We start from the raw sequence: 19,324 nt of genomic DNA on the forward strand, positions 1-19,324 counted from the left end.
CGCTAAGGCACGCGCTTTTTCTCAAGCTTTCGCGCCAGCGTGCGGCGGTGCATGCCGAGCCGCCGGGCGGCTTCGGAAATGTTGAAATCGGTCTCGACCAGGGTTTCGTGGATGCGCTCCCACTCGAGATTCTTCAAGGACGTGGGGCGCGCGCTGACGGCGATGGAGGCATCGCCGTCCACCTTGTCGAACGCGGCCTCGATGTCGTCCGTATTGGCGGGCTTGGCGAGATAATGGCAGGCCCCGAGCTTGATGGCCTCCACTGCGGTCGCGATGCTGGCGAAGCCGGTGAGCACGACGATCCGCATCTCGCAATCGCGGTGATGCAGCGCTTTCACGCATTCGAGCCCGGACCCGCCGGCGAGCTTGAGATCGACCACCGCATAGCCGGGCGAGCGCGTCGCCAGAAGCGCCTGGACGCCTTCGAGGCGATCGCTGACATGGACCTCATAGTCGCGTCGCTCGAACGAGCGGCGCAACGCCTTCGCGAACGCGTCGTCGTCCTCCACGATCAGCAAGACGCGCTTATCGTCCATCGCTTACTCCAAGCGAGAGCGCCGACAGCGGCAATGTTACGGTGACGGCCGCGCCCCCCTCCGGATCGTTCTGCGCGGTCACGCTGCCCCCGAGCTTGCGCACGACATTCACCACCAGGAAGAGGCCGAGCCCGCCGCCCGGCCGGTTCTTGCTGGATCGATAGGGCTTGCCGAACTCCGCCAGCATGTCCGCCCCGAATCCGGGCCCGGCATCGCGCACCGCGATCAAGAATTCGTTGCCCCGTTGAAGCACCGTCACCCCGACCCAGTTCGGCGAGGCCTCCAGCGCATTGTCGAAAATATTGAAGATCACCTGCTTCAGCGCCGGGTCGGAAATGATCGCCGCATCCGAAACCACGGCGTTGCGGTAATCCAGCCGGGGCGGGGAGCGGCTGGAGCGCCATTCCTCCACCAGTTCGTCGAAGAAGGCGCTGGCGGTGGTGCGCACCGTGCCTTCCCCGCGCGCCTCCCCCGACGACATCAGGATATGGGAAACGATGGTCTTGCAGCGATCCAGCTGGCTTTGCATCTCGTCGAGCTCGTCCGCAAGGTCCGGGTCGGACTTGAAGGCCTCGATCCGGCGCCAGTCGTTCAGGATCACCGACAGGGTGGCGAGCGGCGTGCCGAGCTCATGGGCGGCGCCGGAGGCCAGCAGGCTCAACCGCACGATATGGTCTTCCTCCGCCGATTTCTGGCGCAGGTCCGCCAGATGGGCGTCCCGCGCGCGCAGATTGAAATTGATGCGGGTGATGAACAGCACCAGCAGGCATGCCGCCAGCAGGAAGCAGACGAACATGCCCTGAATATGGAGATCGAACAGGCGAAGATGCGGTTCGTGGATCGCCAGCTCCAGCTTGCGGTAGGTGGTGGTCAGCCACAGATAGCCGCCGCAGGCCATCGCCACGAGCACCCAGGTGGACCATGCCTCCAGCAGCACCGCCCCCAGGGTGATCTGCAACAGGTACAGGGAAATGAAGGGATTGGCGGCGCCCCCGCTGAGATAGAGCTGGGCCGTCAGCGCCGCCACGTCCAGCACCAGTTCGAGAAACAGCTCGGTATTGGTCACCGCCTCCGATCGGAGATGGCGCAGGACGCTGACGAGATTGAGCCCGATCAGGAACAACATCACCGCCGTCAGTTCCGCGAGCGGCAGGTGGATGTTGAACCAGAACTTGACGATGAGGATCGTCACCACCTGCCCGATCACGGCAAGCCAGCGCAATTGGATCAGCAGCAGGAGGTTTTGCTTGTTGGCCGTATCGCGGATCGAGGCCGTCATGTTGCTGACCGAATGCCCTTCGTTCCGGGGTCCTCAGATGAAGACGAGCCCGGCCGTCACCATGACCGCCAATCCGAACCAGGTCAGCGCATAGATCAGGTGATTGTTCGGAAAGTCGATGATCGTCAACCCGCCTTGCGGGCCCGTGCCGCCGCCGGCTTCCGCATCGATGAAATAGGGCGCGGCCTCGACGATGCCGCGGCTTTGGGCGATCGCGGGAACGTCGCGCGAGTACCAGCGATCGGCCGCCGGATCGTTGGCGCGCAGGAATCCGCCCTTCGGCTCGCTCATGCGCACGAGACCGGTGACCACGGAGGGGTCCGGCGTCACGCGGGCCGCCCGCGCGTCCTCCGCCGGCACGAAGCCGCGGTTCACCAGCACCGTGAAGCCCTCGACCGTCTTCAGGGGCGTGACCACCCAGAATCCGCCGCCTCGCTCCGTCACGGCTTTTACGAGGGTTTCTCGGTCGTTGAGGAAGGTGCCGGTGACGCGGACGCGGCGATATTCGTCGCTGGCCGCCGAAATCGTCTTCCAGGCCTGGGGCGGCGGCGCCGCGGCCGGCGGCGCATGGACGCGGGCATCGACACGCGCGATCAGTTCGAGCTTCCAGGCCCGCCGCTCCAATTGCCAGATCCCGAGGCCGACCAGAAGCGCGCTCAGCGCCACCGCCAGAAGCCGCGCCAGGAGGCGTGCGGTCTGGGAGCGGGGAGGATGGGGAACCGCTGTCGTTCCGTAACCCGGGTCCCGCTCGCCAATCTCCTGCCGGGGCACCGCCGATCGCTCCTTCGCGCCGGCCTCCAGGGTCACGGCATCTGACGCATGTCGTGGACCGGCATCATGTTCGCATTGAGATGGTACATGACCCACAAGGAACCGCTGAGCGCGATGACCACGATGATGATCGTGAACATCAGCGCCATCATGCTCCATCCGCCTTCCACCCGCGTGTTCATGTGCAGGAAGAAGATCATGTGCACGACGATCTGAATCGCCGCGAACGCGGTGATGGCGATCGCGGTCAACTGGTTGTTGCCGAGCGCGCCGCTCATCACCAGCCAGAAGGGGATGGCGGTGAGGACGACGGACAGGCCGAAGCCGATCCCATAGCTCGCCAGCGAGCCATGCGCGTGATCGTCGGAGTGATCCGCGCCGTGGCCGTGATCTGCGGCGGCGCCCGGTTCGTGGTGCGCTTGCGCGGTCATCGCAGCATTCCCATCAGATAGACAAAGGTGAAGACGCCGATCCAGACCACGTCCAGGAAATGCCAGAACATGCTGAGGCACATGAGCCGGCGGCGGTTGGCGGGGATCAGGCCGCGTTGGCCCACCTGCACCATCAGCGTCACCAGCCAGATCAAGCCGAAGGTCACGTGCAGGCCGTGGGTGCCGACGAGGGTGAAGAAGGCGGAGAGGAAGGCGCTGCGCTGCGGGGTCGCGCCCTCGTGGATCATGTGGGAGAACTCGAACAGCTCGATGGACAGGAACGCCAGGCCGAACAGGGCCGTGACCACCAGCCACACCTGCACCTGCCCGATCCGCCCGCGCGCCATCGCCAGCATGGCGAAGCCATAGGTGATGGAGGAAAACAGCAGCATGGTGGTGTTGAGCGCGACGAGATTGAGGTCGAAGAGATCCTTCGGCCCCGGCCCCGCCGCGAAATTTCCCCCCAGCACGCCATAGGTGGCGAACAGCATCGCGAAGATGAGGCAGTCGCTCATCAGATAGATCCAGAAGCCGAGGGCCGTGCTGCCCCCGTCCGGATGGGCGTGCTCGTCGGCTTCGTAGAAGATCGGCGCGTCTGCGCCCTGCGCGGTCGTTGCGAGCGTCATGGCGTCACCTGCGCGGCGAGGAGGCGGGTGCGCTCGTCCTCGGTCCGGATCACGTCTTCAGCGGGAATGGAGAAGTCGCGATTATAGTTGAAGGTGTGGGCGATGGCGATGCCCAGCAGGGCCACGAAGCTCACCGCCGCCAGCCACCAGATGTACCAGATCAGGGCAAATCCGAGCGCCACGGCACATCCGGCGAGCAGGATCCCGGTCGGCGTGTTGCGCGGCATGTGGATCGGCTTGAACCCCTCCAGCGGGCGCTTGTAGCCGCGCTGCTTCATGTCCCACCAGGCATCGCCGTCGTGGATCACCGGCGTGAAGGCGAAATTATAGTCCGGCGGCGGGGAGGAGGTCGCCCATTCAAGGGTGCGCCCGTTCCACGGGTCGCCCGTGGTGTCGCGCAGCTGCTCGCGCTTCAGGATGCTGACGCCGATCTGCACCAGGAAGGAGAGGATGCCCAGCAGGATCAGGAACGCGCCGAAGGCGGCGATGATGAACCAGATCTGCAGGGAGGGATCGTCGAACACCCGCAGGCGGCGGGTCACGCCCATCAGGCCCAGCACGTAGAGCGGCATGAAGGCGAAGTAGAAGCCCACCACCCAGAACCAGAACGACATCTTGCCCCAGAACGGGTCCAGCTTGAAGCCGAACGCCTTCGGCCACCAATAGGCGATGCCGGCGAACATGCCGAACACCACGCCGCCGATGATGACGTTGTGGAAATGGGCGATCAGGAACAGCGAGTTGTGCAGCACGAAGTCGGCCGGCGGCACGGCGAGCAGCACGCCCGTCATTCCGCCGATCACGAAGGTGAGCATGAAGGCCACCGTATACATCATGGGCAGCTCGAACTTGATGCGCCCCCGGTACATGGTGAACAGCCAGTTGAAGATCTTTGCGCCGGTCGGGATCGAGATGATCATGGTCGTGATTCCGAAGAAGGAATTCACGCTCGCGCCCGAGCCCATGGTGAAGAAGTGATGCAGCCACACGAGGTAGGACAGGATCGTGATGACCACCGTCGCGTACACCATGGAGGTATAGCCGAACAGGCGCTTGCCGGAGAAGGTGGAGGCCACCTCCGAGAACACGCCGAACGCCGGCAGGATCAGGATGTACACCTCCGGGTGCCCCCAGATCCAGATCAGGTTCACGTACAACATCGGGCTGCCGCCGAAGTCGTTGGTGAAGAAGTTCATGCCGAAATAGCGGTCCAGCGCCAGCAGCGCCAGAACGGCGGTGAGGATCGGGAAGGAGGCGACGATCAGCGCGTTGGTGCACAGCGAGGTCCAGGTGAAGATCGGCATCTTCATCAAGGTCATGCCCGGCGCGCGCATCTTCACGATCGTGCATATGAGGTTGATGCCGGACAATGTCGTGCCGACGCCCGCCACCTGTAGCGCCCAGATGTAATAATCCACGCCCACGTCCGGACTGTAGGAAATGCCGGAGAGCGGGGGATAGGCGAGCCAGCCGGTCTTGGCGAATTCGCCGACGAACAGCGACATCATCACGAGGATCGCGCCGCCCACGGTCATCCAGAAGCTGAAATTGTTCAGGAACGGGAACGAGACGTCGCGCGCGCCGATTTGCAAGGGCACCACATAGTTCATCAGCCCGGTCACCAGCGGCATGGCGACGAAGAAGATCATGATGACACCGTGGGCGGTGAACACCTGGTCGTAATGGTGCGCCGGCAGGTAGCCGTCCGATCCGCCGAAGGCCAGGGCCTGCTGAAGGCGCATCATGATCGCGTCGGCGAAGCCGCGCAGCAGCATGATGATGCCCAGCACCATGTACATGATGCCGATCTTCTTATGGTCCACGCTGGTGAACCATTCCCTCCAGAGATAGCCCCAGAGGCGGAAATAGGTGAGCGCGCCGAACACCACGAGGCCGCCCAGGGCTACGGCGGCGAAGGTCGCCACCAGGATCGGCTCATGGAACGGAAAGCTTTCCAGCGTCAGCCGCCCGAAGATCGGACTCACGGGCGTGGAGAATGCGGACACGGCGGATTGAGACACGGCGGATGCAGACATGGCGTCTCGCGTCAGGAGTTTGAGGGCCGGCGGGCGGCGGGCGCGAGAAGGTCCGCCGGGGCGCTGATGGGCGTGAAGGAGGGCGCGGGAAGGCCCGCTCCGAGAATGCGTGCGGGGCCGGTGCCCGCGCGGGGCGCGGACTCGCGGGGCGCGAATGCGCCGACGTCGGTGGCGGGCGCGGCGAGATCCTCCGGCGCGCAGATGCCGACCACCATCGCGGGGGCGCCGCCGAACACGGTGCCGCGCCGGGCGAACTTGTCATAAGTGAGCGGCAGCACGTTGTTGACGCCGGCCATGCCGAGCCCGCCCTTGGCATCGAGGGCCATCATGTCGCTCATGCACATCTTGCCGGGCTCGACGCACAGATTGAGGATGGCCTTGAACAGGGCCGGATCGACCTCAGCGAAGCGGGTCACGGGCACGTTCTGGCTCGGCTTTTCGAGCTCCAGATAGGCCGCGCGCGTCAGATCGCCGCCGGCGGCCTTGGCGCTCGTCACCCAGGCGTCGAAATCGGCCGGAGATTGGCCAAGGAAGCGGAAATGCATGCCGGAGAAGCCGGCGCCGCTGTAATTGGCGGAAAAGCCGCGATAGGACCCGGCCTCGTTGATCACCGCGTGCAGCTTCGTCTGCATGCCCGGCATGGCATAAATCTGCCCGGCCAGCGCGGGGATATAGAAGGAGTTCATCACCGAGGAAGCGGTGATGCGGAAGGAGATCGGGCGATCCACCGGCGCCGCCAGCTCGTTCACCGTCGCGATGCCGTATTGCGGATAGATGAACAGCCACTTCCAGTCGAGCGCCACCACTTCCACCTCGAGCGCTTGCGCGTTCGCAGGCACCGGCCGGTCCTCGGCGATGCGCTCGATGGGCCGGTAGGGGTCGAGAAGATGCGTTCCCATCCAGGTGAGCGCGCCGAGGCAGATGATGATGAGCAGCGGCGCCGCCCAGATCACCAGTTCTAGGTGCGTGGAATGATGCCATTCCGGCTCGTACCGCGCCTCGGTATTGGACTGGCGGTAGCGCCAGGCGAACAGCACGGTGAGGGCCATCACCGGAATGATGATGACGAGCATCAGCACGGTGGAGATGATGACCAGGTCGCGCTGCTGCCAGGCCACATCGCCCGCCGGATGCAGCACGGTAAAGTTACACCCGCTCAGGAAGGCCATGAGCGGCAGCAAGGCGAGGACGCGGAAGCGACTCAATACAGCACCTGTCACGCACGTGGTGGGCTCGGTGCATCGCTAGCTGCGCTGCAACACGAACGACATTGGACAATTTGCCCAATGCCGCAACGCACACTCGCGAGGGAATAAGGAAGCCTGCGGCAGGCTGCTTCCCAGCGGGGCGGGACTGGCGTATGAAAAGCAACTTCATATTGGTGCGAAGATCATGGCGAATGCGTCATCGACGATTGAACGGGACGCGAGGCAGATCAATGCCGGCCATGGCGACGTGGACCCCGGCGAGATTGCCATCGGGGTCATCATCGGCCGAACCTCTGAGTTCTTCGATTTCTTCGTTTACGCAACGGCGGCGGTGCTGGTCTTTCCGAAGCTGGTGTTTCCCTATGTGGATGCCCTGACGGGAACCCTCTATTCCTTCGCCATTTTTGCGCTCGCGTTCATTGCGCGGCCTTTCGGCACTGCACTCTTCATGGCCATAGACCGGGCCCACGGGCGCGGCGCGAAGCTCACCATCGCCCTGTTTCTGCTCGGCACCTCCACCGTCGCCATCGCCTTTTTGCCGGGCTATGAGCAGATCGGCTCGGCCTCCGCGTTCGTGCTCGCGGCGTGCCGCATCGGACAGGGCCTGTCCTGGGGCGGCACCTGGGATGGCCTCGCCCCGCTGCTGGCGATGAACGCCCCGCCCGAGCGGCGCGGCTGGTATGCGATGATCCCGCAATTGGGCGCGCCCCTGGGCTTGATCGTCGCCAACGGCCTGTTCGCCTTCTTCGTCGCCAATCTCTCCCCGGAGGATTTTTTCAGCTGGGGCTGGCGCTATCCCTTCTTCGTCGCCTTCGCGATCAACGTCGTGGCGCTGTTCGCCCGCCTGCGCATGGCGGTGACGCCGGAATATACCGAGCTGTTCCAGCGCGGCGAGCTTCGGCCGGCGACGGTGACGGAAACGGTGCGGGCGGAAAAGCACGGCATCATCGTGGGTGCCTTCGCCCCCCTCGCCACCTTCGCGCTGTTCCATATGGTCACGGTTTTCCCGCTCTCCTGGGTGTATCTGTTCACAAGCGAGGGGCCGGCGCGCTTCCTGGTGATCGAGATCGTCGGCGCGGTGTTCGGCATCGGCGCGATCGTCGCCTCGGGCTTCGTGGCGGACCGGGTGGGGCGCCGCAACCTGCTCGGCGCCACGGCCGCCGCCATTGCGGTTTTCAGCGGTTTCGCGCCGCAATTGCTGAACGGCGGCGTGGTCGGCGAAACCGCGTTCATGGTGCTCGGCTTCGTGCTGCTCGGCCTGTCCTTCGGCCAGGCGTCGGGCGCGGTGGCATCCAATTTCGCGCGCAATTATCGCTATACGGCGTCGGCCTTGACCAATGATTTCGCCTGGCTGTTCGGCGCCGGCTTCGCGCCGCTGGTGGCGCTCGCCCTGTCCAGCAGCTTCGGCCTGATCTCGGCCGGCGCCTATCTGCTCTCCGGCGCCATCTGCACGCTGCTGGCGTTGCAGTGGAACAAGAAGCTGGAACTCGGCGGCGGCTGAACCGCCTCCGCCAAGGCTTTTCGGCGGGACGCGCTCAGCCCCGCAGCGCGTCCGCCGCCCCCTTCAGGATCGCCGCCACAGCGTCGCGGAACGGCGGGAACACCGCCGCGACGCTGTCGTCCGGCCCGGTCCAGTTGACCGTGAAGCAGAAGGTGACGCGCGCCGCGCCCACCACCATCTGGCCCGGCAGGCAGAAGCAGTGGAAATTCCCCCAGTCGATGCTTCCGCCCTTCGCATAAGCAGCAAGGCCCGGCGGCACCACCTGGGCGATGGCGTCGGCCATGGACTGGATGCGCATGAATTCGGTAAGGCTTTCCGGCTTTGAGAAGAAAGCGCCGGTGAGCGCCGTCTGATACCATTTCACCAGTTCGTCGGCGGTGCTGACCATGGTTTCCCGATCATTGACGGGCGGGCGGGGCGTGCCGGGCATCCAGCCGGTTTCCAGCTTCTTCACGCCCTCCCAGCCGATATCCGTGCCGAACGGCGCGCCGGCGATGTAGGAGAACAGCCGGCGCGTCGAATCGGGGATGCGGGTGTTCGCAAGCCCGGCTTCGGCGATCAATGCACGCACCTTGTCGGGGCCCACTTTGGCGAGGGCGATATCGGTGGCGGTATTGTCGCTGTGGGCGATCATGGCTTCGAGGATGCTGCGCGCCTGGGTGGTTCCGGTCAGGTTGAGAAGCACAGGACTGCTGGCGGAGCGCACCTTGTCATCCACCGCCCATTGGTCGGTCTCGGACAACAGGCCGGCTTCCGCCGCGCGCAGCGCCTGGGCGAGGATGAAGGTCTTCACTGCGCTGCCGATGAACAACGGCGCTTGGGGATCGCGAGCGTCCCGCCAGCTCTGGCCCGCTCCCTCGCAGACGATGAGGGCGCTCTTCGTGGCCGGGATCTTGTCGAATTGACTCAATCCGGCGCGCACCGCCTCCGGCGCTGAGGCCGCGAGGGCGGGCGAGGCGAGGGCCATTGGCGCGACCGCCGCGCCGGAAAGAAACAATCGACGGTTCAAGCTCATGACGCACCCTCCGTAGGGAATGCACGCTACAGGAACCGTGCGACCGCCCCAATACGCCCGCCACGCGCGGCGCGCCCTCAGAGGCCGGCGGGGCCGAGGTCCACGGCCTCGAAATAAGGCAGGAGGCCGGTGGAGGGATGGCAGTTCACATATTCCATGTGCGCCCCTTCCAGCAGCGCGAACACCTCGTGCCAGGTGACCACCTCCCGCTTCTCCTTGTAGAGGCGGTTCATCGCGATGGCGTGGCGATAGATGTCGAGATGGGTCTCGTGGGATTTCGCCCAGCGCTCCAGATGCTCCAGCGAGATGAAATAACCGTGCACCGAGGTTTCCTTGCGCGGCGCCCCCTCCGGGTCGAGATTGGCCATCACCCGCAGGGACAAGGTGCCGGTCTCGACCGGATTGTCCGTGAGATAACCCATGCCGCGCATCAGCTTGGGCTGGAGATTGTCGTGATAATCCGCGGTCTGCTCGTTGCCGGCGCCTTCCCAATATTGGCCGGAGCGGATCGCGATCATGTTGTGGGAGGAGGTCACCCGCAGCCGCCGCCCGAGGCTCGCCGGCGTGCAGCGGGCCGGCATGTCCTCGCCATAAGGGCTTTCCAGCGTGTCGATGGCGGACACCGGCATGCGGTCGCGCGCGGCGCCGAAATAGCCGTTCATGGTGATGGGCTGGAGCGTCGCGCCCGGCGTGCGGGCAAGGCCGATGGGATAGTTCGGCGCCGAATAGATGGTCTCGTGCCGGTCGTAGGGCACGCGGATGGTCTCGCGCCACAGGCCGCGCGATCCATGAAGCCGGGCGGGATCGCGGAACCAGGCCATGAAGGGCGCGGTCGTGCTCCAGCGCGCATGGGCCGTCGCGTCCAGCCAATAGGCGACCAGGATGGCGTTCACAGCGCCGGTCTCGTCGGTGGTGCGCATGATCTCGTGGGCGCAGGGGCCGTCCACGTCGAAGGAGGCGGTGAGGCGGGCGAAGAAGTCCGCCTGCTCGGCCCAGCTGAGCCCCTCGCCCTGGAGCGCGAAATAATCGCTGACCAGCAGCCCGACGGGTTCGCTCCAGCGCAGGGAGAAGCGCGGCGCCGCCGGTTCGTGGCCGGGCGGGCGGCGCTCCGGGACGATGCGCGGATAGGTGATGTGGAAAACCATGGCGGGCTCGCGGGACGGGGACGGGTGCGGGCAGAGAGAGACGGCCGCGTCGCCCGGATGCGTCGCGGCCGCTGGGTATCGAGGGCAGGGTATCAGTTGAGGGTCTTGCCGTTCCAGCGGGCGGCGGCCTTGGCGGTCTCGAAGGGATAGACCGTCGCGAGGTCGGCGCCGCGCCATTCCACGAAGATCGGATAGGCGGTGCTGGAGAGGCCGGTGGCATCGAAGGCGGTGCAGCCGCCCGGAATGCCCTTCGCAAAGCCTTCGCCGCATAGTTTCAGCGCGGCGATGGCATCGCGGATCTTGTCGGGATCGCGGGACTGGGCGGTGTCGATGGCCTTGGCCATGTGTTCGAGGGCGGCGCCATACATGATGACCTCGTGGGTCATGAAGGTCCCGTACTTTTCCTTGTATTTGGCGGCGAGCGCGGGGGCGAGGTCGTAATTGGCCGGGGCGATGGAGAAGACCCCGTCGGCATATTCGCCGAGCCCCTTGGCGAAATCGGGAATGATGTATCCGGCCGCGCCGCCGACGATGGGCATCTCGATCTTCTGCTGGCGCATGGCGCGGATGATCTGGAGCGCGTCGTTGAAATAGGAGACGGGGAAGACGATGTCCGCCCCGGACGCGCGCAGCTTGTTGATCAGCGGCGCCACATCCGTGATGCCGAGGGGGTAGGCCTCGTCCACCACCAGGGGAATGCCGGCCTTGTTCGCCGCTTCCCGCAGGCCCTTGGCCTGGGCGGTGCCATAGGCGGTGTCCTCATAGAAGATGGCGACCTTGGTGATGGGAACGCCCGCTTTCTTCGCCAGCGCCGCCGCATAGTCGAATTGCGCCTGGCCATAGGTGGTCGCCTTGGCAGAGACCTGGAAGATGTATTTGTAGCCGCGCGAGGTGATCTGATCGGCGAAGGAATGGGTGATCATGGGGATGCCGGCGCGCTCCGTGACCTCGGACGCGGCGAGCGTCACCGAGGAGACGAACGCCCCGAGCATGCCCACCACCTTGTCCTGGCTGAGCAGGCGCTGGGTGGCGGCGGCGGCCGTGGCCGGGCTCGGCACGTCGGCATAGACCAATTCGATCTTCGCGCCGCCCAGCCCCTTGAGGCCGCCGGACGCATTGATGGCCGCCGCCGCCATCTCGATGCCGTTGCGGCTGTTGACGCCGAACTGGGCGTTCGGACCGCTGAGCGGCAGGACGACGCCGATCTTCACGGTCTCCTGTGCGGCGGCGGGGGTGAGAAAGGCCAGGGAGGCGCCGACGGCGATCGCTGCCGCCCGGCTCCCGCTCCAGATGTCGCGCATGTGCATGTTCCCGTTTTTTGTGAAGGCGGGCATAGAATGAAAACGAAGTGCGTGCGTTGTCAATTTTTTCCGACGAACGACGCGATGATCTGCGCCGAGGCTCGGCACGAATGCATGACAAATCATTGTTTCTCAGCAAAAATCGCCGCGTCGAAAAAAAACGACAATGCGCAAGAAGGTGGGCGGTTGGGGGCGATATGGCGGAGGCGGGTGGCGGTTTATGTCGGGAGATACTGGTCGAAAAATATCGACACGAGATTTTAAGCCGGTTCTGGGGTGCATCACTCGTGCGGATGGCCATTTTATGGGCATAAAATATACAATAATATCAGTACTATAATCTAAAATGACGAATTCTTGTGCGTCGGTGCCTCTTTTTCAGAATGGCGTGGAGATTGACGAAAAATCCCGACATGCCCTAGGTTCGTCGGCATCGGGTCCGCAGAGACCCTCTCCTGCGAGGTGAGCATCATGTTCCAAGCGACCGTCCGCCGGCGCATTGTCCTGGCCGGCCTCATGGGCCTGGTGATGAGCGGCACAGCCGCGGTGAAGCGCGCGCTGGCTGCGGAAGACGTGGTGATCGGCGTGATCCAGCCGCTGAGCGGTCCCAATGCGCAGTTCGGCATCGGCTCCCAGCGCGGCACCGAGCTGGCGGTCGAAATGATCAATGCGGCCGGCGGCATCAAGGCGCTGGGCGGGGCGAAGATCGCCCTCGTCACGGCGGATGTGCCGACCCCGGCGACGGCGGCCGCCGCGACCCAGCGCCTGATCTCCCAGAACAATGTCAGCGCCATCATCGGCGCCTTCGTCTCCTCCACCACGCTCGCGGCCTCCGAGGTGACCGAGCGCGCCGGCATTCCACTCGTCACCTTCGCCTTCGCCGACCAGATCACCGAGCGCGGCTATAAATACGTGTTCCAGGTTTCGCCCAAGGGCACGGTGTTCGGCGCGGCGCAGTTCGATTACGCCACCGAGATCGCCAAGGCGGCGGGCGAGAAGATCGAGAAGGTGGCCATCCTCTACGAGGACACCGCCTATGGCACCGCCCAGGCCAAGGGCCTGCGGGCGGCGGCGACCAAGGCCGGGGTCCAGGTGGTGCTCGACGAGGCCTATCCCCTCGGCATCACCGATGTTTCCCCGCTGGTGAACAAGCTCCGCGCGTCCGGCGCGCAGATGGCCTTTCCCGTCTCCTATCTCAATGACGGCCTGCTGATCATCCGCGCCCTGCGCCAGCAGCAGATCGACATTCCCGTGGTCGGCGGCGCGGCCGGCTACATCATTCCCGATTTCAAGAAGGGCCTCGGCGAATATGCCGAAGGCGTGCTGTCGGTGGCGGCCGCCTCGGGCGACCTGATCCCGGAGCTGGCCGCCAAATACAAGGAAAAATACGGCACCTTCATCACCCATGAGGCGCTGATCCATGCGGCGGCGCTGGATGCGGTGGTGCAGGCCATCGAGAAGGCGAAGTCGAAGGACCCGGAAAAGATCCGCGACGCCCTCGCCACTCTGGATTATTGCGCCGGCTTCGCGCGCGGCGTGCCGGGCGGCTGCGTGAAATTCGACGCCAACGGCCTCAATGCCTCGGCCTTCCCGATCATGGTGCAGTGGCGCGGCGATGAGCCGGTCACGGTCTATCCCCCGAAGGCGGCGAAGCAGAAGCCGGTGTGGGCCGGCAAGCCGGTGCCCTGAGCCGCGGTCGCGCCGCCGCGCCCTCTCCCGCGGGAGGGGGCGCCCGTTTCCCTCCCGCTTTCCTTTCAGGTGGATTTCATGCTGCAAGCCCTGATCGACGGCATCCTTCTGGGCGGGGTCTATGGCGTTATCGCCACGGGCCTGTCCCTCGTGTTCGGCGTGCTGGGCGTCGTCAATTTCGCCCAGGCCGAATTTTTGATGCTCGGCATGTATGTGGCCTGGTTCGCCTGGCGCTATCTGGGGCTCGACCCGCTGCTGGGCTCGGTGCTCTCCTTCATCGTTGTGTTCGTCATCGGCTATCTGGTGCAGCGGCTGCTGATCGCCCGCGTGCTGAAGGCGCCACCGGCGGCCCAGGTGTTTCTCACGGTCGGCTTGCTGATCGTGCTGGAGAATGCCGCGCTCATCCTGTTCGGTTCTGATTTCCGCTCTGTCAGCGTGCCTTACCAGGTGCAGGGGTTCCGCCTCGGCGACATCTTCATTGGCGCGCCCTATCTCTATGCGTTCGCAGCGGCCCTGTTCCTCGCCGCCGCCTTGTGGCTGTTCCTCGATCGCTCCTGGACCGGGCGCGCCATCCGCGCGGTGGCGCAGGACCCCATGGCGGCGACCCTGACCGGGGTGGATACGCGCCTCACCTATGGGGTGGCCTTCGGCCTCGGGGTCGCGCTCACCGCGTTCGGCGGGGCGGTGATCCTGCCCTACATCACGGTGAGCCCGACCATCGGCGGCCAGTTCGTGGTGGTCATGTTCACGGTCGTGGTGCTGGGCGGGCTGGGCAGCGTCGCAGGCGCCCTGGCCGGCGGGCTGGTGGTGGGGATCGTGCAGTCGGTCTCCACCCTGTTCTTCCCGATCCAGCTTCAGAACCTGTGCCTGTTCGTCATCTTCATCGCCGTTCTCGCCCTGCGCCCGCAGGGCCTCATCAAGGGCGCCTGAGCCATGCGCGCGAAACTCACGCCGGGGCTGCTGCTCCTCCTCCTGTTCTTCGTCGCGGCGGCCCTTCTGCCGTTCTATGTGGACCCGCGCGGCCATGTGCTGCGTGTGGCCGCCATGGCGCTGCTGTTCGCGGCGCTCGCCCAATCCTGGAACATCGTCGGCGGGCTCGCGAACCAGGTCTCGCTCGGCCATGCCGCGTTCTTCGGGATCGGCGCCTATACTTCAAGCCTGCTCTATCTGCGGCTCGGCATCTCGCCCTGGCTCGGGCTGGTGGCGGGCGCGGCGCTGGCGGGAGTGGCGGCGGCGCTGCTGTCGCTGCCGACGTTCCGCCTGAAGGGGCATTATTTCGCCCTCGCCACCCTCGCCTTCGCCGAGGTGATGCGGGTGATCGCCAATTCCTGGGCCTCGCTCACGGGCGGGCCGGTGGGGGTCTCCATCCCGTTCGTGGGCAGCCAGCCGCTGAACTTCGCGTTCCGGGCGGTCTCCTCTTATTACTGGATCATCCTCGGCCTGCTGGCCCTGGTGTGCCTGGTGTTCGGCTTTTTGGCGCGCGGCGCCATCGGCTATCGGCTGCGGGCGGTGCGCGAGAACGAGGCGGCGGCGGAAGTGGCGGGCGTGGATACATTCCGCGTCAAGCTCACCGCCAGCGTGATCTCGGCGGCGCTCACCGCCGTGTGCGGTTCGGTGTTCGCCCAGTTCACCTTCTTCTTCGATCCGGATTCCATCTTCTCGCTGGCCGGCGTCTCGGTGCGCATGGCGATGATCGCCATTGTCGGCGGGCTCGGCACGCTCGCCGGGCCGATCGTCGGCGCGCTGTTCCTGATCCCGCTGGAGGAGACGGCGAACGCGTTTCTCTCCTCCAAGGCGGCGGGGCTGTCCCAGCTCGTGTTCGGGGTCATCCTGATCGCCGCGATCCTCATCCAGCCGCGCGGCCTCATGGCCTATTGGCCGAAGCGCTGGAGCCGCACGCCACCCCGCCCGCCGGCCCCCGTGACGACGCCGGCCCTCGCCAAGGGAGGCCAGTGAGATGAACGCGCATATCCCTCCCGTGCTGGAAGCTGAGGCCATCGCCGTCACCTTCGGCGGGCTGAAGGCGGTGGACGGCATTTCCTTCACCCTCGCGCCGGGCGAGATCGTCGGGCTGATCGGCCCCAACGGCGCCGGCAAGACCACCTTGTTCAATTCGCTGGTGGGGCTTCAGCGCCTCACCTCGGGCCAGGTGATGCTGGGCGGGGAGAAAGTCTCCGGCCTCAAGCCGCACCGGGTCGCGGGCAAGGGCATGACCAAGACCTTCCAGAACGCGGCGCTGTTCCCCGACATGAGCGTGCTGGAAAACGTGCTGACCGCCGCCTTGCTGCGCCATGATCTGGCGAGCGCCCGGATGAAGGCGGGCGCGGTGCTAGAGCGGCTCGGCCTCGGGGCGATCGCGGAAACCGATGTCGCGGACCTCACCTTTCCCCAGAAGGCGCTGGTGGAGATGGCCCGCGCGCTCGCCACCGAGCCCAAGGTCCTGCTGCTCGACGAAGTGATGGCGGCCCTCACCCCGAGCGAGATGGACGAGGTGATGGCGGTGATCCGCTCCCTGCGCGACGAGGGGCTGACCTTCCTGGTGGTGGAACATCACATGCGGGCCATCATGGCTCTGTGCGACCGCCTGCTGGTGGTGAATTTCGGCCGGATGATCGCGCAAGGGACACCGGCCGAAGTGGCGAACGATCCGGTGGTGATCGAGGCCTATCTCGGCCAGGGGGCAGCGCACGGCGCGGCAACCGGCGGCACGAACGCGGCAGGAGGCGCCCATGCTTGAGATCCGGGGCCTCAGCGCCTCCTATGGCGGACCGAACGTGCTGGAGGATGTCGCCCTTGATGTCGCGCGCGGCGAGACGGTGGCGGTGCTCGGCGCCAACACCGCCGGCAAGACGACGCTGCTGCGCAGCATCTCCGGGCTGGTCGCCAAGGCGCGCGGCAGCATCGTGTTCGAGGGCGAGAGCCTGCTCGGGCGGCTCGCCCACACCATTCCCGGGCTCGGCATCGGCCATGTGCCGGAAGGCCGGCATGTGTTCCCGCGCATGTCCACCGCCGACAATCTCATGATGGGCGCCTATGGGGACAGACGCGCCCGAGATCTTGCCGCGCGCATGGACCGGGTGTTCGCCTTGTTCCCGCGCCTCGCCGAGCGGCGCACCCAGATGGCCGGCTCCATGTCCGGCGGCGAGCAGCAGATGGTGTCCATCGGCCGCGCGCTGATGGGCAATCCCAAGCTGATGCTGCTGGACGAGCCGAGCCACGGCCTCGCGCCCATCGTGGTGGAAGAGCTTCACGCCGCCATCGGCGCCATCAACAAGCAGGGCGTCTCGGTGCTGCTGGTGGAGCAGAACGCGGTGCTGGCGCTGTCGGTCGCCCATCGCGGCTATGTGCTGGAAGCCGGCCATGTGGTGCTGAGCGGCAGCGCGCAGGAGCTTCAGGCGGACCCCGGGGTGCGCCGCGCCTATCTCGGCGTCTAGCGGCGCCCAATCTTTCAAACGGAGCGTGTCATGATTGTAAAAGCCGGCGTCGCCCAGGTGGGCGCGGTGCCCTTCGACATCGAAGCCTCGATCGCCAAGGCCGAGGACTGGATCGCCAAGGCGGGCGCGGCGGGATGCCAGATCGTGGTGTTCCCCGAGGCCTTCATCTCGGTCTATCCCAAGGGATCGGATTTCGACATTTCCATCGGCGTGCGCACGGTGCGCGGGCGCGATGAATTCCGCCGCTATCTCGATGCCTCCATCGCCGTGCCGGGACCTGAGACCGAGCGGCTCGGCAAGGCGGCGGCGGCGGCGAATTGCTTCGTGGTGATCGGCGTCATGGAGCGCGAGCTTGGCACCATGTATTGCACCGTGCTGTATTTCGGCCCCGACGGCGCGCTGGTGGGCAAGCATCGCAAGCTGATGCCCACCGCCGGCGAACGCCTCGCCTGGGGCTTTGGCGATGGCTCCACCTTGCCGGTGTTCGACACGCCCATCGGCAAGATCGGCGCGGTCATCTGCTGGGAAAACTATATGCCCATGCTGCGCATGACCATGTATGCCAAGGGCGTCTCGCTCTATTGCGCCCCCACCGCGGACGACCGCGAGACCTGGTTGCCCACCATCCGCCATATCGCGCTGGAAGGCCGCTGCTTCGTGCTGTCCACCTGCCAGGTGGTGAAGCGCGGGGATTTTCCGGCCGATTATCGCTCCGCCATCGATGCCGATCCCGAGACCTATGTGATGCACGGCGGGGCCGCGATCATCGGCCCGCTGGGCCAGGTGCTGGCCGGACCGGTGTTCGACGAGGAATGCCTGCTGACTGCGGAGCTGGACACGGACGAACTCGGCCGCGCCAAGTTCGATTTCGACGTGGCCGGCAATTATGCCCGGCCCGACGTGTTCTCCCTCACCGTCAACGAGGCACCGCAGACCGCCGTGGCCCTGAAGGGCTGAGCGGGGCGGGGCTCGTTTCCTCCTGCAATTCGCCATATTTTGCCGCCGCCGCCGCGCCGGCCGTGGCGGATTGCGGTACGGTGCGGTGAAGCACGGCAATCGCATAGGGCATCATGGATATCGAGGAAAAGCTCGCCAAGATCGGCATCACCGGCAAGCTGTTCAAGCTGTATATGGCGGCCGTGGAACTGGGCGAGGCGCCGGTCCAGGAGGTGGCGACCCGCGCGGGCCTTGCGCGCACGACCGCCTATGACGTGCTCGCCCGCCTGGAGCAGGAGGAACTGATCCGCGTGGAGGAGCGGCAGGGCCGCCGCTTCATCGTCGCGGAGGATCCGGTCGGCATGTTGCAGCGGCTGGAGCTGCGCCGGCAGGTGCTGGGCGATCTGATGCCGCAGATCCGCTCGCTCTACAATCGCGCCAAGGGCAAGCCGCAGATCCGCTTCTATGAAGGGGAGGAGGGCGTGCGCACCGTGCTGTGGGAAACCCTCTCCTGCCAGAGCAAGGTGCTGCGCGGCATCCTCTCCATGGACGAGCTGATCGAGACGCCCGGCCTGGACGAGATGGACAGCTACATCGCCGAGCGGCTGAAGAAGGGCATCAAGCTCCAGGTCCTGCGCTCGCGCCACAAGGACACCGAGCGCATCTGGCCGTCCACGCCGCAGGAGCTGCGCGAACTGCGCTACGCGCCGGAAAGCATCACCCTGTCGGTGACGCAATATGTCTATGACGACAAGGTCGCCATCATCTCGTCCAAGCGCGAGAATTACGGCCTGGTGATCGAGAGCGAGGATTTCGCGCGGCTCCAGACGGTGCTGTTCGAAACCCTCTGGTCGCTGAGCGCGCCGGCGGAGGAGCCGCCGCCGCGCCCCAACGGCCGGCGCCGCAAGGGCGCCTGAGCCGATCCTGAAACGCTCACGCGGCGGTGCCCGCGTGCGCGGCCTTCAGCGCGGCGATGTCAAGCTTCACCATGCCCAACATCGCGGCCATCACGCGCTGGGCCTTGGCGGGATCGGGATCGCCCAGCAACTGCGGCAGCACGCGCGGCACGATCTGCCAGGGCACGCCAAAGCGATCCTGCAGCCAGCCGCATCGCTCGATCCGCCCGCCCTGCGCCAGGGCATCCCACAGGTGGTCCACTTCCGCCTGGTCCGCGCAATCGATCTTGAACGAGACCGCATGGGTGTAGTCGACCCGCATGCCGCCGTTCAGCGCCATGAAGCGCTGGCCGGCGAGGGTAAAATCCACCACGAGCACGGTCCCGGCCTTGCCGCCCGGCGAATCACTCACATTGCGCTGGACATGCTCGATGCGCGAGTCCGGCAGCAGGGAGACGTAGAAATTCGCCCCCTCCTCCGCCTCCCGCTCAAACCACAGGCAGGGGGAAATCTTGGACAT

General features: G+C 65.8%; 19 protein-coding genes. 8 read left to right on the forward strand and 11 right to left on the reverse strand.

All coding sequences use genetic code 11. The features are described 5' to 3' along the window. Positions 1–2: 2 nt before the first annotated feature. Genes V5F84_RS04295 through cyoA form a run of 7 tightly spaced genes read right to left on the reverse strand, consistent with a single transcriptional unit; the run spans position 3 to position 6,884 of the window. Positions 3–536, reverse strand: a complete 534-nt coding sequence (locus V5F84_RS04295) for a response regulator transcription factor (RefSeq protein ID WP_394045143.1) — start codon at positions 534–536, stop codon at positions 3–5. Beyond that, positions 526–1,815 carry an ATP-binding protein gene (locus V5F84_RS04300; RefSeq protein ID WP_394045145.1) on the reverse strand — a complete coding sequence of 430 codons (1,290 nt, stop codon included), beginning with the start codon at positions 1,813–1,815 and terminating at the stop codon, positions 526–528. Before V5F84_RS04300 ends, V5F84_RS04295 begins: the two co-directional genes overlap by 11 nt. A gap of 33 nt (positions 1,816–1,848) precedes the next feature. Next, entirely contained in the window at positions 1,849–2,622 is a 774-nt protein-coding gene (locus V5F84_RS04305) for an SURF1 family protein (RefSeq protein ID WP_394045147.1), read from the reverse strand. Beyond that, positions 2,619–3,017 carry a cytochrome o ubiquinol oxidase subunit IV gene (cyoD, locus tag V5F84_RS04310; protein WP_394045149.1) on the reverse strand — a complete coding sequence of 133 codons (399 nt, stop codon included), beginning with the start codon at positions 3,015–3,017 and terminating at the stop codon, positions 2,619–2,621. The genes V5F84_RS04305 and cyoD overlap by 4 nt, the downstream gene beginning before the upstream one ends. After that, on the reverse strand, positions 3,014–3,643 hold the full coding sequence (cyoC, locus tag V5F84_RS04315) for a cytochrome o ubiquinol oxidase subunit III (protein ID WP_394045151.1): 630 nt from the start codon (positions 3,641–3,643) through the stop codon (positions 3,014–3,016). Before cyoC ends, cyoD begins: the two co-directional genes overlap by 4 nt. Further along, positions 3,640–5,679, reverse strand: coding sequence for a cytochrome o ubiquinol oxidase subunit I (gene cyoB / locus V5F84_RS04320; RefSeq protein WP_394045153.1), 2,040 nt, complete (start codon positions 5,677–5,679; stop codon positions 3,640–3,642). The genes cyoC and cyoB overlap by 4 nt, the downstream gene beginning before the upstream one ends. Before the next feature lie 11 nt (positions 5,680–5,690). Next, on the reverse strand, positions 5,691–6,884 hold the full coding sequence (gene cyoA, locus V5F84_RS04325; RefSeq protein WP_394045155.1) for a ubiquinol oxidase subunit II: 1,194 nt from the start codon (positions 6,882–6,884) through the stop codon (positions 5,691–5,693). A 187-nt stretch (positions 6,885–7,071) separates the two neighbouring features. On the opposite strand from cyoA, the gene V5F84_RS04330 reads away from it, so the two are divergent. Beyond that, positions 7,072–8,388 carry an MFS transporter gene (locus V5F84_RS04330; RefSeq protein ID WP_394045157.1) on the forward strand — a complete coding sequence of 439 codons (1,317 nt, stop codon included), beginning with the start codon at positions 7,072–7,074 and terminating at the stop codon, positions 8,386–8,388. Positions 8,389–8,422: 34 nt separating this feature from the next. On the opposite strand, the gene V5F84_RS04335 is transcribed toward V5F84_RS04330, so the two are convergent. From V5F84_RS04335 to V5F84_RS04345, 3 genes are all read right to left on the reverse strand, one after another. After that, a complete protein-coding gene (locus V5F84_RS04335; protein ID WP_394045159.1) occupies positions 8,423–9,403 on the reverse strand; it encodes a serine hydrolase in 981 nt (326 codons plus the stop codon). A gap of 77 nt (positions 9,404–9,480) precedes the next feature. Further along, the gene (locus V5F84_RS04340; protein ID WP_394045161.1) at positions 9,481–10,548 is read right to left on the reverse strand and encodes a phenylacetaldoxime dehydratase family protein; all 1,068 of its coding nucleotides are present in this window, start codon (positions 10,546–10,548) and stop codon (positions 9,481–9,483) included. Between the two features lie 92 nt (positions 10,549–10,640). Continuing rightward, positions 10,641–11,849: an ABC transporter substrate-binding protein gene (locus tag V5F84_RS04345; protein WP_394045163.1), complete on the reverse strand. Its 1,209-nt coding sequence runs from the start codon at positions 11,847–11,849 to the stop codon at positions 10,641–10,643. Positions 11,850–12,320: 471 nt separating this feature from the next. Between V5F84_RS04345 and V5F84_RS04350 the strand changes: the two genes are divergently transcribed. From V5F84_RS04350 to V5F84_RS04380, 7 genes are all read left to right on the forward strand, one after another. Further along, positions 12,321–13,538: an ABC transporter substrate-binding protein gene (locus V5F84_RS04350; protein ID WP_394045165.1), complete on the forward strand. Its 1,218-nt coding sequence runs from the start codon at positions 12,321–12,323 to the stop codon at positions 13,536–13,538. Positions 13,539–13,616: 78 nt separating this feature from the next. Then, a complete protein-coding gene (locus tag V5F84_RS04355) occupies positions 13,617–14,468 on the forward strand; it encodes a branched-chain amino acid ABC transporter permease (RefSeq protein WP_394045167.1) in 852 nt (283 codons plus the stop codon). 3 nt (positions 14,469–14,471) lie between these two features. Next, positions 14,472–15,494, forward strand: coding sequence for a branched-chain amino acid ABC transporter permease (locus V5F84_RS04360; RefSeq protein ID WP_394045169.1), 1,023 nt, complete (start codon positions 14,472–14,474; stop codon positions 15,492–15,494). Between the two features lies 1 nt (position 15,495). Next, on the forward strand, positions 15,496–16,275 hold the full coding sequence (locus V5F84_RS04365) for an ABC transporter ATP-binding protein (RefSeq protein WP_394045171.1): 780 nt from the start codon (positions 15,496–15,498) through the stop codon (positions 16,273–16,275). Next, entirely contained in the window at positions 16,268–16,972 is a 705-nt protein-coding gene (locus V5F84_RS04370; RefSeq protein ID WP_394045173.1) for an ABC transporter ATP-binding protein, read from the forward strand. Before V5F84_RS04365 ends, V5F84_RS04370 begins: the two co-directional genes overlap by 8 nt. A 30-nt stretch (positions 16,973–17,002) precedes the next feature. Continuing rightward, on the forward strand, positions 17,003–17,929 hold the full coding sequence (locus V5F84_RS04375; protein WP_394045175.1) for a carbon-nitrogen hydrolase family protein: 927 nt from the start codon (positions 17,003–17,005) through the stop codon (positions 17,927–17,929). Positions 17,930–18,042: 113 nt separating this feature from the next. Further along, a complete protein-coding gene (locus V5F84_RS04380) occupies positions 18,043–18,825 on the forward strand; it encodes a TrmB family transcriptional regulator (RefSeq protein WP_394045177.1) in 783 nt (260 codons plus the stop codon). 16 nt (positions 18,826–18,841) lie between these two features. On the opposite strand, the gene V5F84_RS04385 is transcribed toward V5F84_RS04380, so the two are convergent. Continuing rightward, on the reverse strand, positions 18,842–19,324 hold the full coding sequence (locus tag V5F84_RS04385) for a VOC family protein (protein ID WP_394045179.1): 483 nt from the start codon (positions 19,322–19,324) through the stop codon (positions 18,842–18,844).

The organism is Roseixanthobacter liquoris (genome assembly GCF_043195135.2).
Classification (GTDB): domain Bacteria; phylum Pseudomonadota; class Alphaproteobacteria; order Rhizobiales; family Xanthobacteraceae; genus NCEH01.

Bases quoted from the DNA above. Each gene is read 5' to 3' on its own strand.
- V5F84_RS04340 (WP_394045161.1), bottom strand. From the start codon at position 10,548: ATGGTTTTCCACATCACCTATCCGCGCATCGTCCCGGAGCGCCGCCCG.
- V5F84_RS04330 (WP_394045157.1), top strand. From the start codon at position 7,072: ATGGCGAATGCGTCATCGACGATTGAACGGGACGCGAGGCAGATCAAT.
- V5F84_RS04345 (WP_394045163.1), bottom strand. From the start codon at position 11,849: ATGCGCGACATCTGGAGCGGGAGCCGGGCGGCAGCGATCGCCGTCGGC.
- V5F84_RS04370 (WP_394045173.1), top strand. From the start codon at position 16,268: ATGCTTGAGATCCGGGGCCTCAGCGCCTCCTATGGCGGACCGAACGTG.
- cyoB (WP_394045153.1), bottom strand. From the start codon at position 5,679: ATGTCTGCATCCGCCGTGTCTCAATCCGCCGTGTCCGCATTCTCCACG.
- V5F84_RS04380 (WP_394045177.1), top strand. From the start codon at position 18,043: ATGGATATCGAGGAAAAGCTCGCCAAGATCGGCATCACCGGCAAGCTG.
- cyoD (WP_394045149.1), bottom strand. From the start codon at position 3,017: ATGACCGCGCAAGCGCACCACGAACCGGGCGCCGCCGCAGATCACGGC.
- V5F84_RS04335 (WP_394045159.1), bottom strand. From the start codon at position 9,403: ATGAGCTTGAACCGTCGATTGTTTCTTTCCGGCGCGGCGGTCGCGCCA.
- cyoC (WP_394045151.1), bottom strand. From the start codon at position 3,643: ATGACGCTCGCAACGACCGCGCAGGGCGCAGACGCGCCGATCTTCTAC.
- V5F84_RS04300 (WP_394045145.1), bottom strand. From the start codon at position 1,815: ATGACGGCCTCGATCCGCGATACGGCCAACAAGCAAAACCTCCTGCTG.
- V5F84_RS04350 (WP_394045165.1), top strand. From the start codon at position 12,321: ATGTTCCAAGCGACCGTCCGCCGGCGCATTGTCCTGGCCGGCCTCATG.
- V5F84_RS04355 (WP_394045167.1), top strand. From the start codon at position 13,617: ATGCTGCAAGCCCTGATCGACGGCATCCTTCTGGGCGGGGTCTATGGC.
- V5F84_RS04375 (WP_394045175.1), top strand. From the start codon at position 17,003: ATGATTGTAAAAGCCGGCGTCGCCCAGGTGGGCGCGGTGCCCTTCGAC.
- V5F84_RS04360 (WP_394045169.1), top strand. From the start codon at position 14,472: ATGCGCGCGAAACTCACGCCGGGGCTGCTGCTCCTCCTCCTGTTCTTC.
- V5F84_RS04295 (WP_394045143.1), bottom strand. From the start codon at position 536: ATGGACGATAAGCGCGTCTTGCTGATCGTGGAGGACGACGACGCGTTC.
- V5F84_RS04385 (WP_394045179.1), bottom strand. From the start codon at position 19,324: ATGTCCAAGATTTCCCCCTGCCTGTGGTTTGAGCGGGAGGCGGAGGAG.
- V5F84_RS04365 (WP_394045171.1), top strand. From the start codon at position 15,496: ATGAACGCGCATATCCCTCCCGTGCTGGAAGCTGAGGCCATCGCCGTC.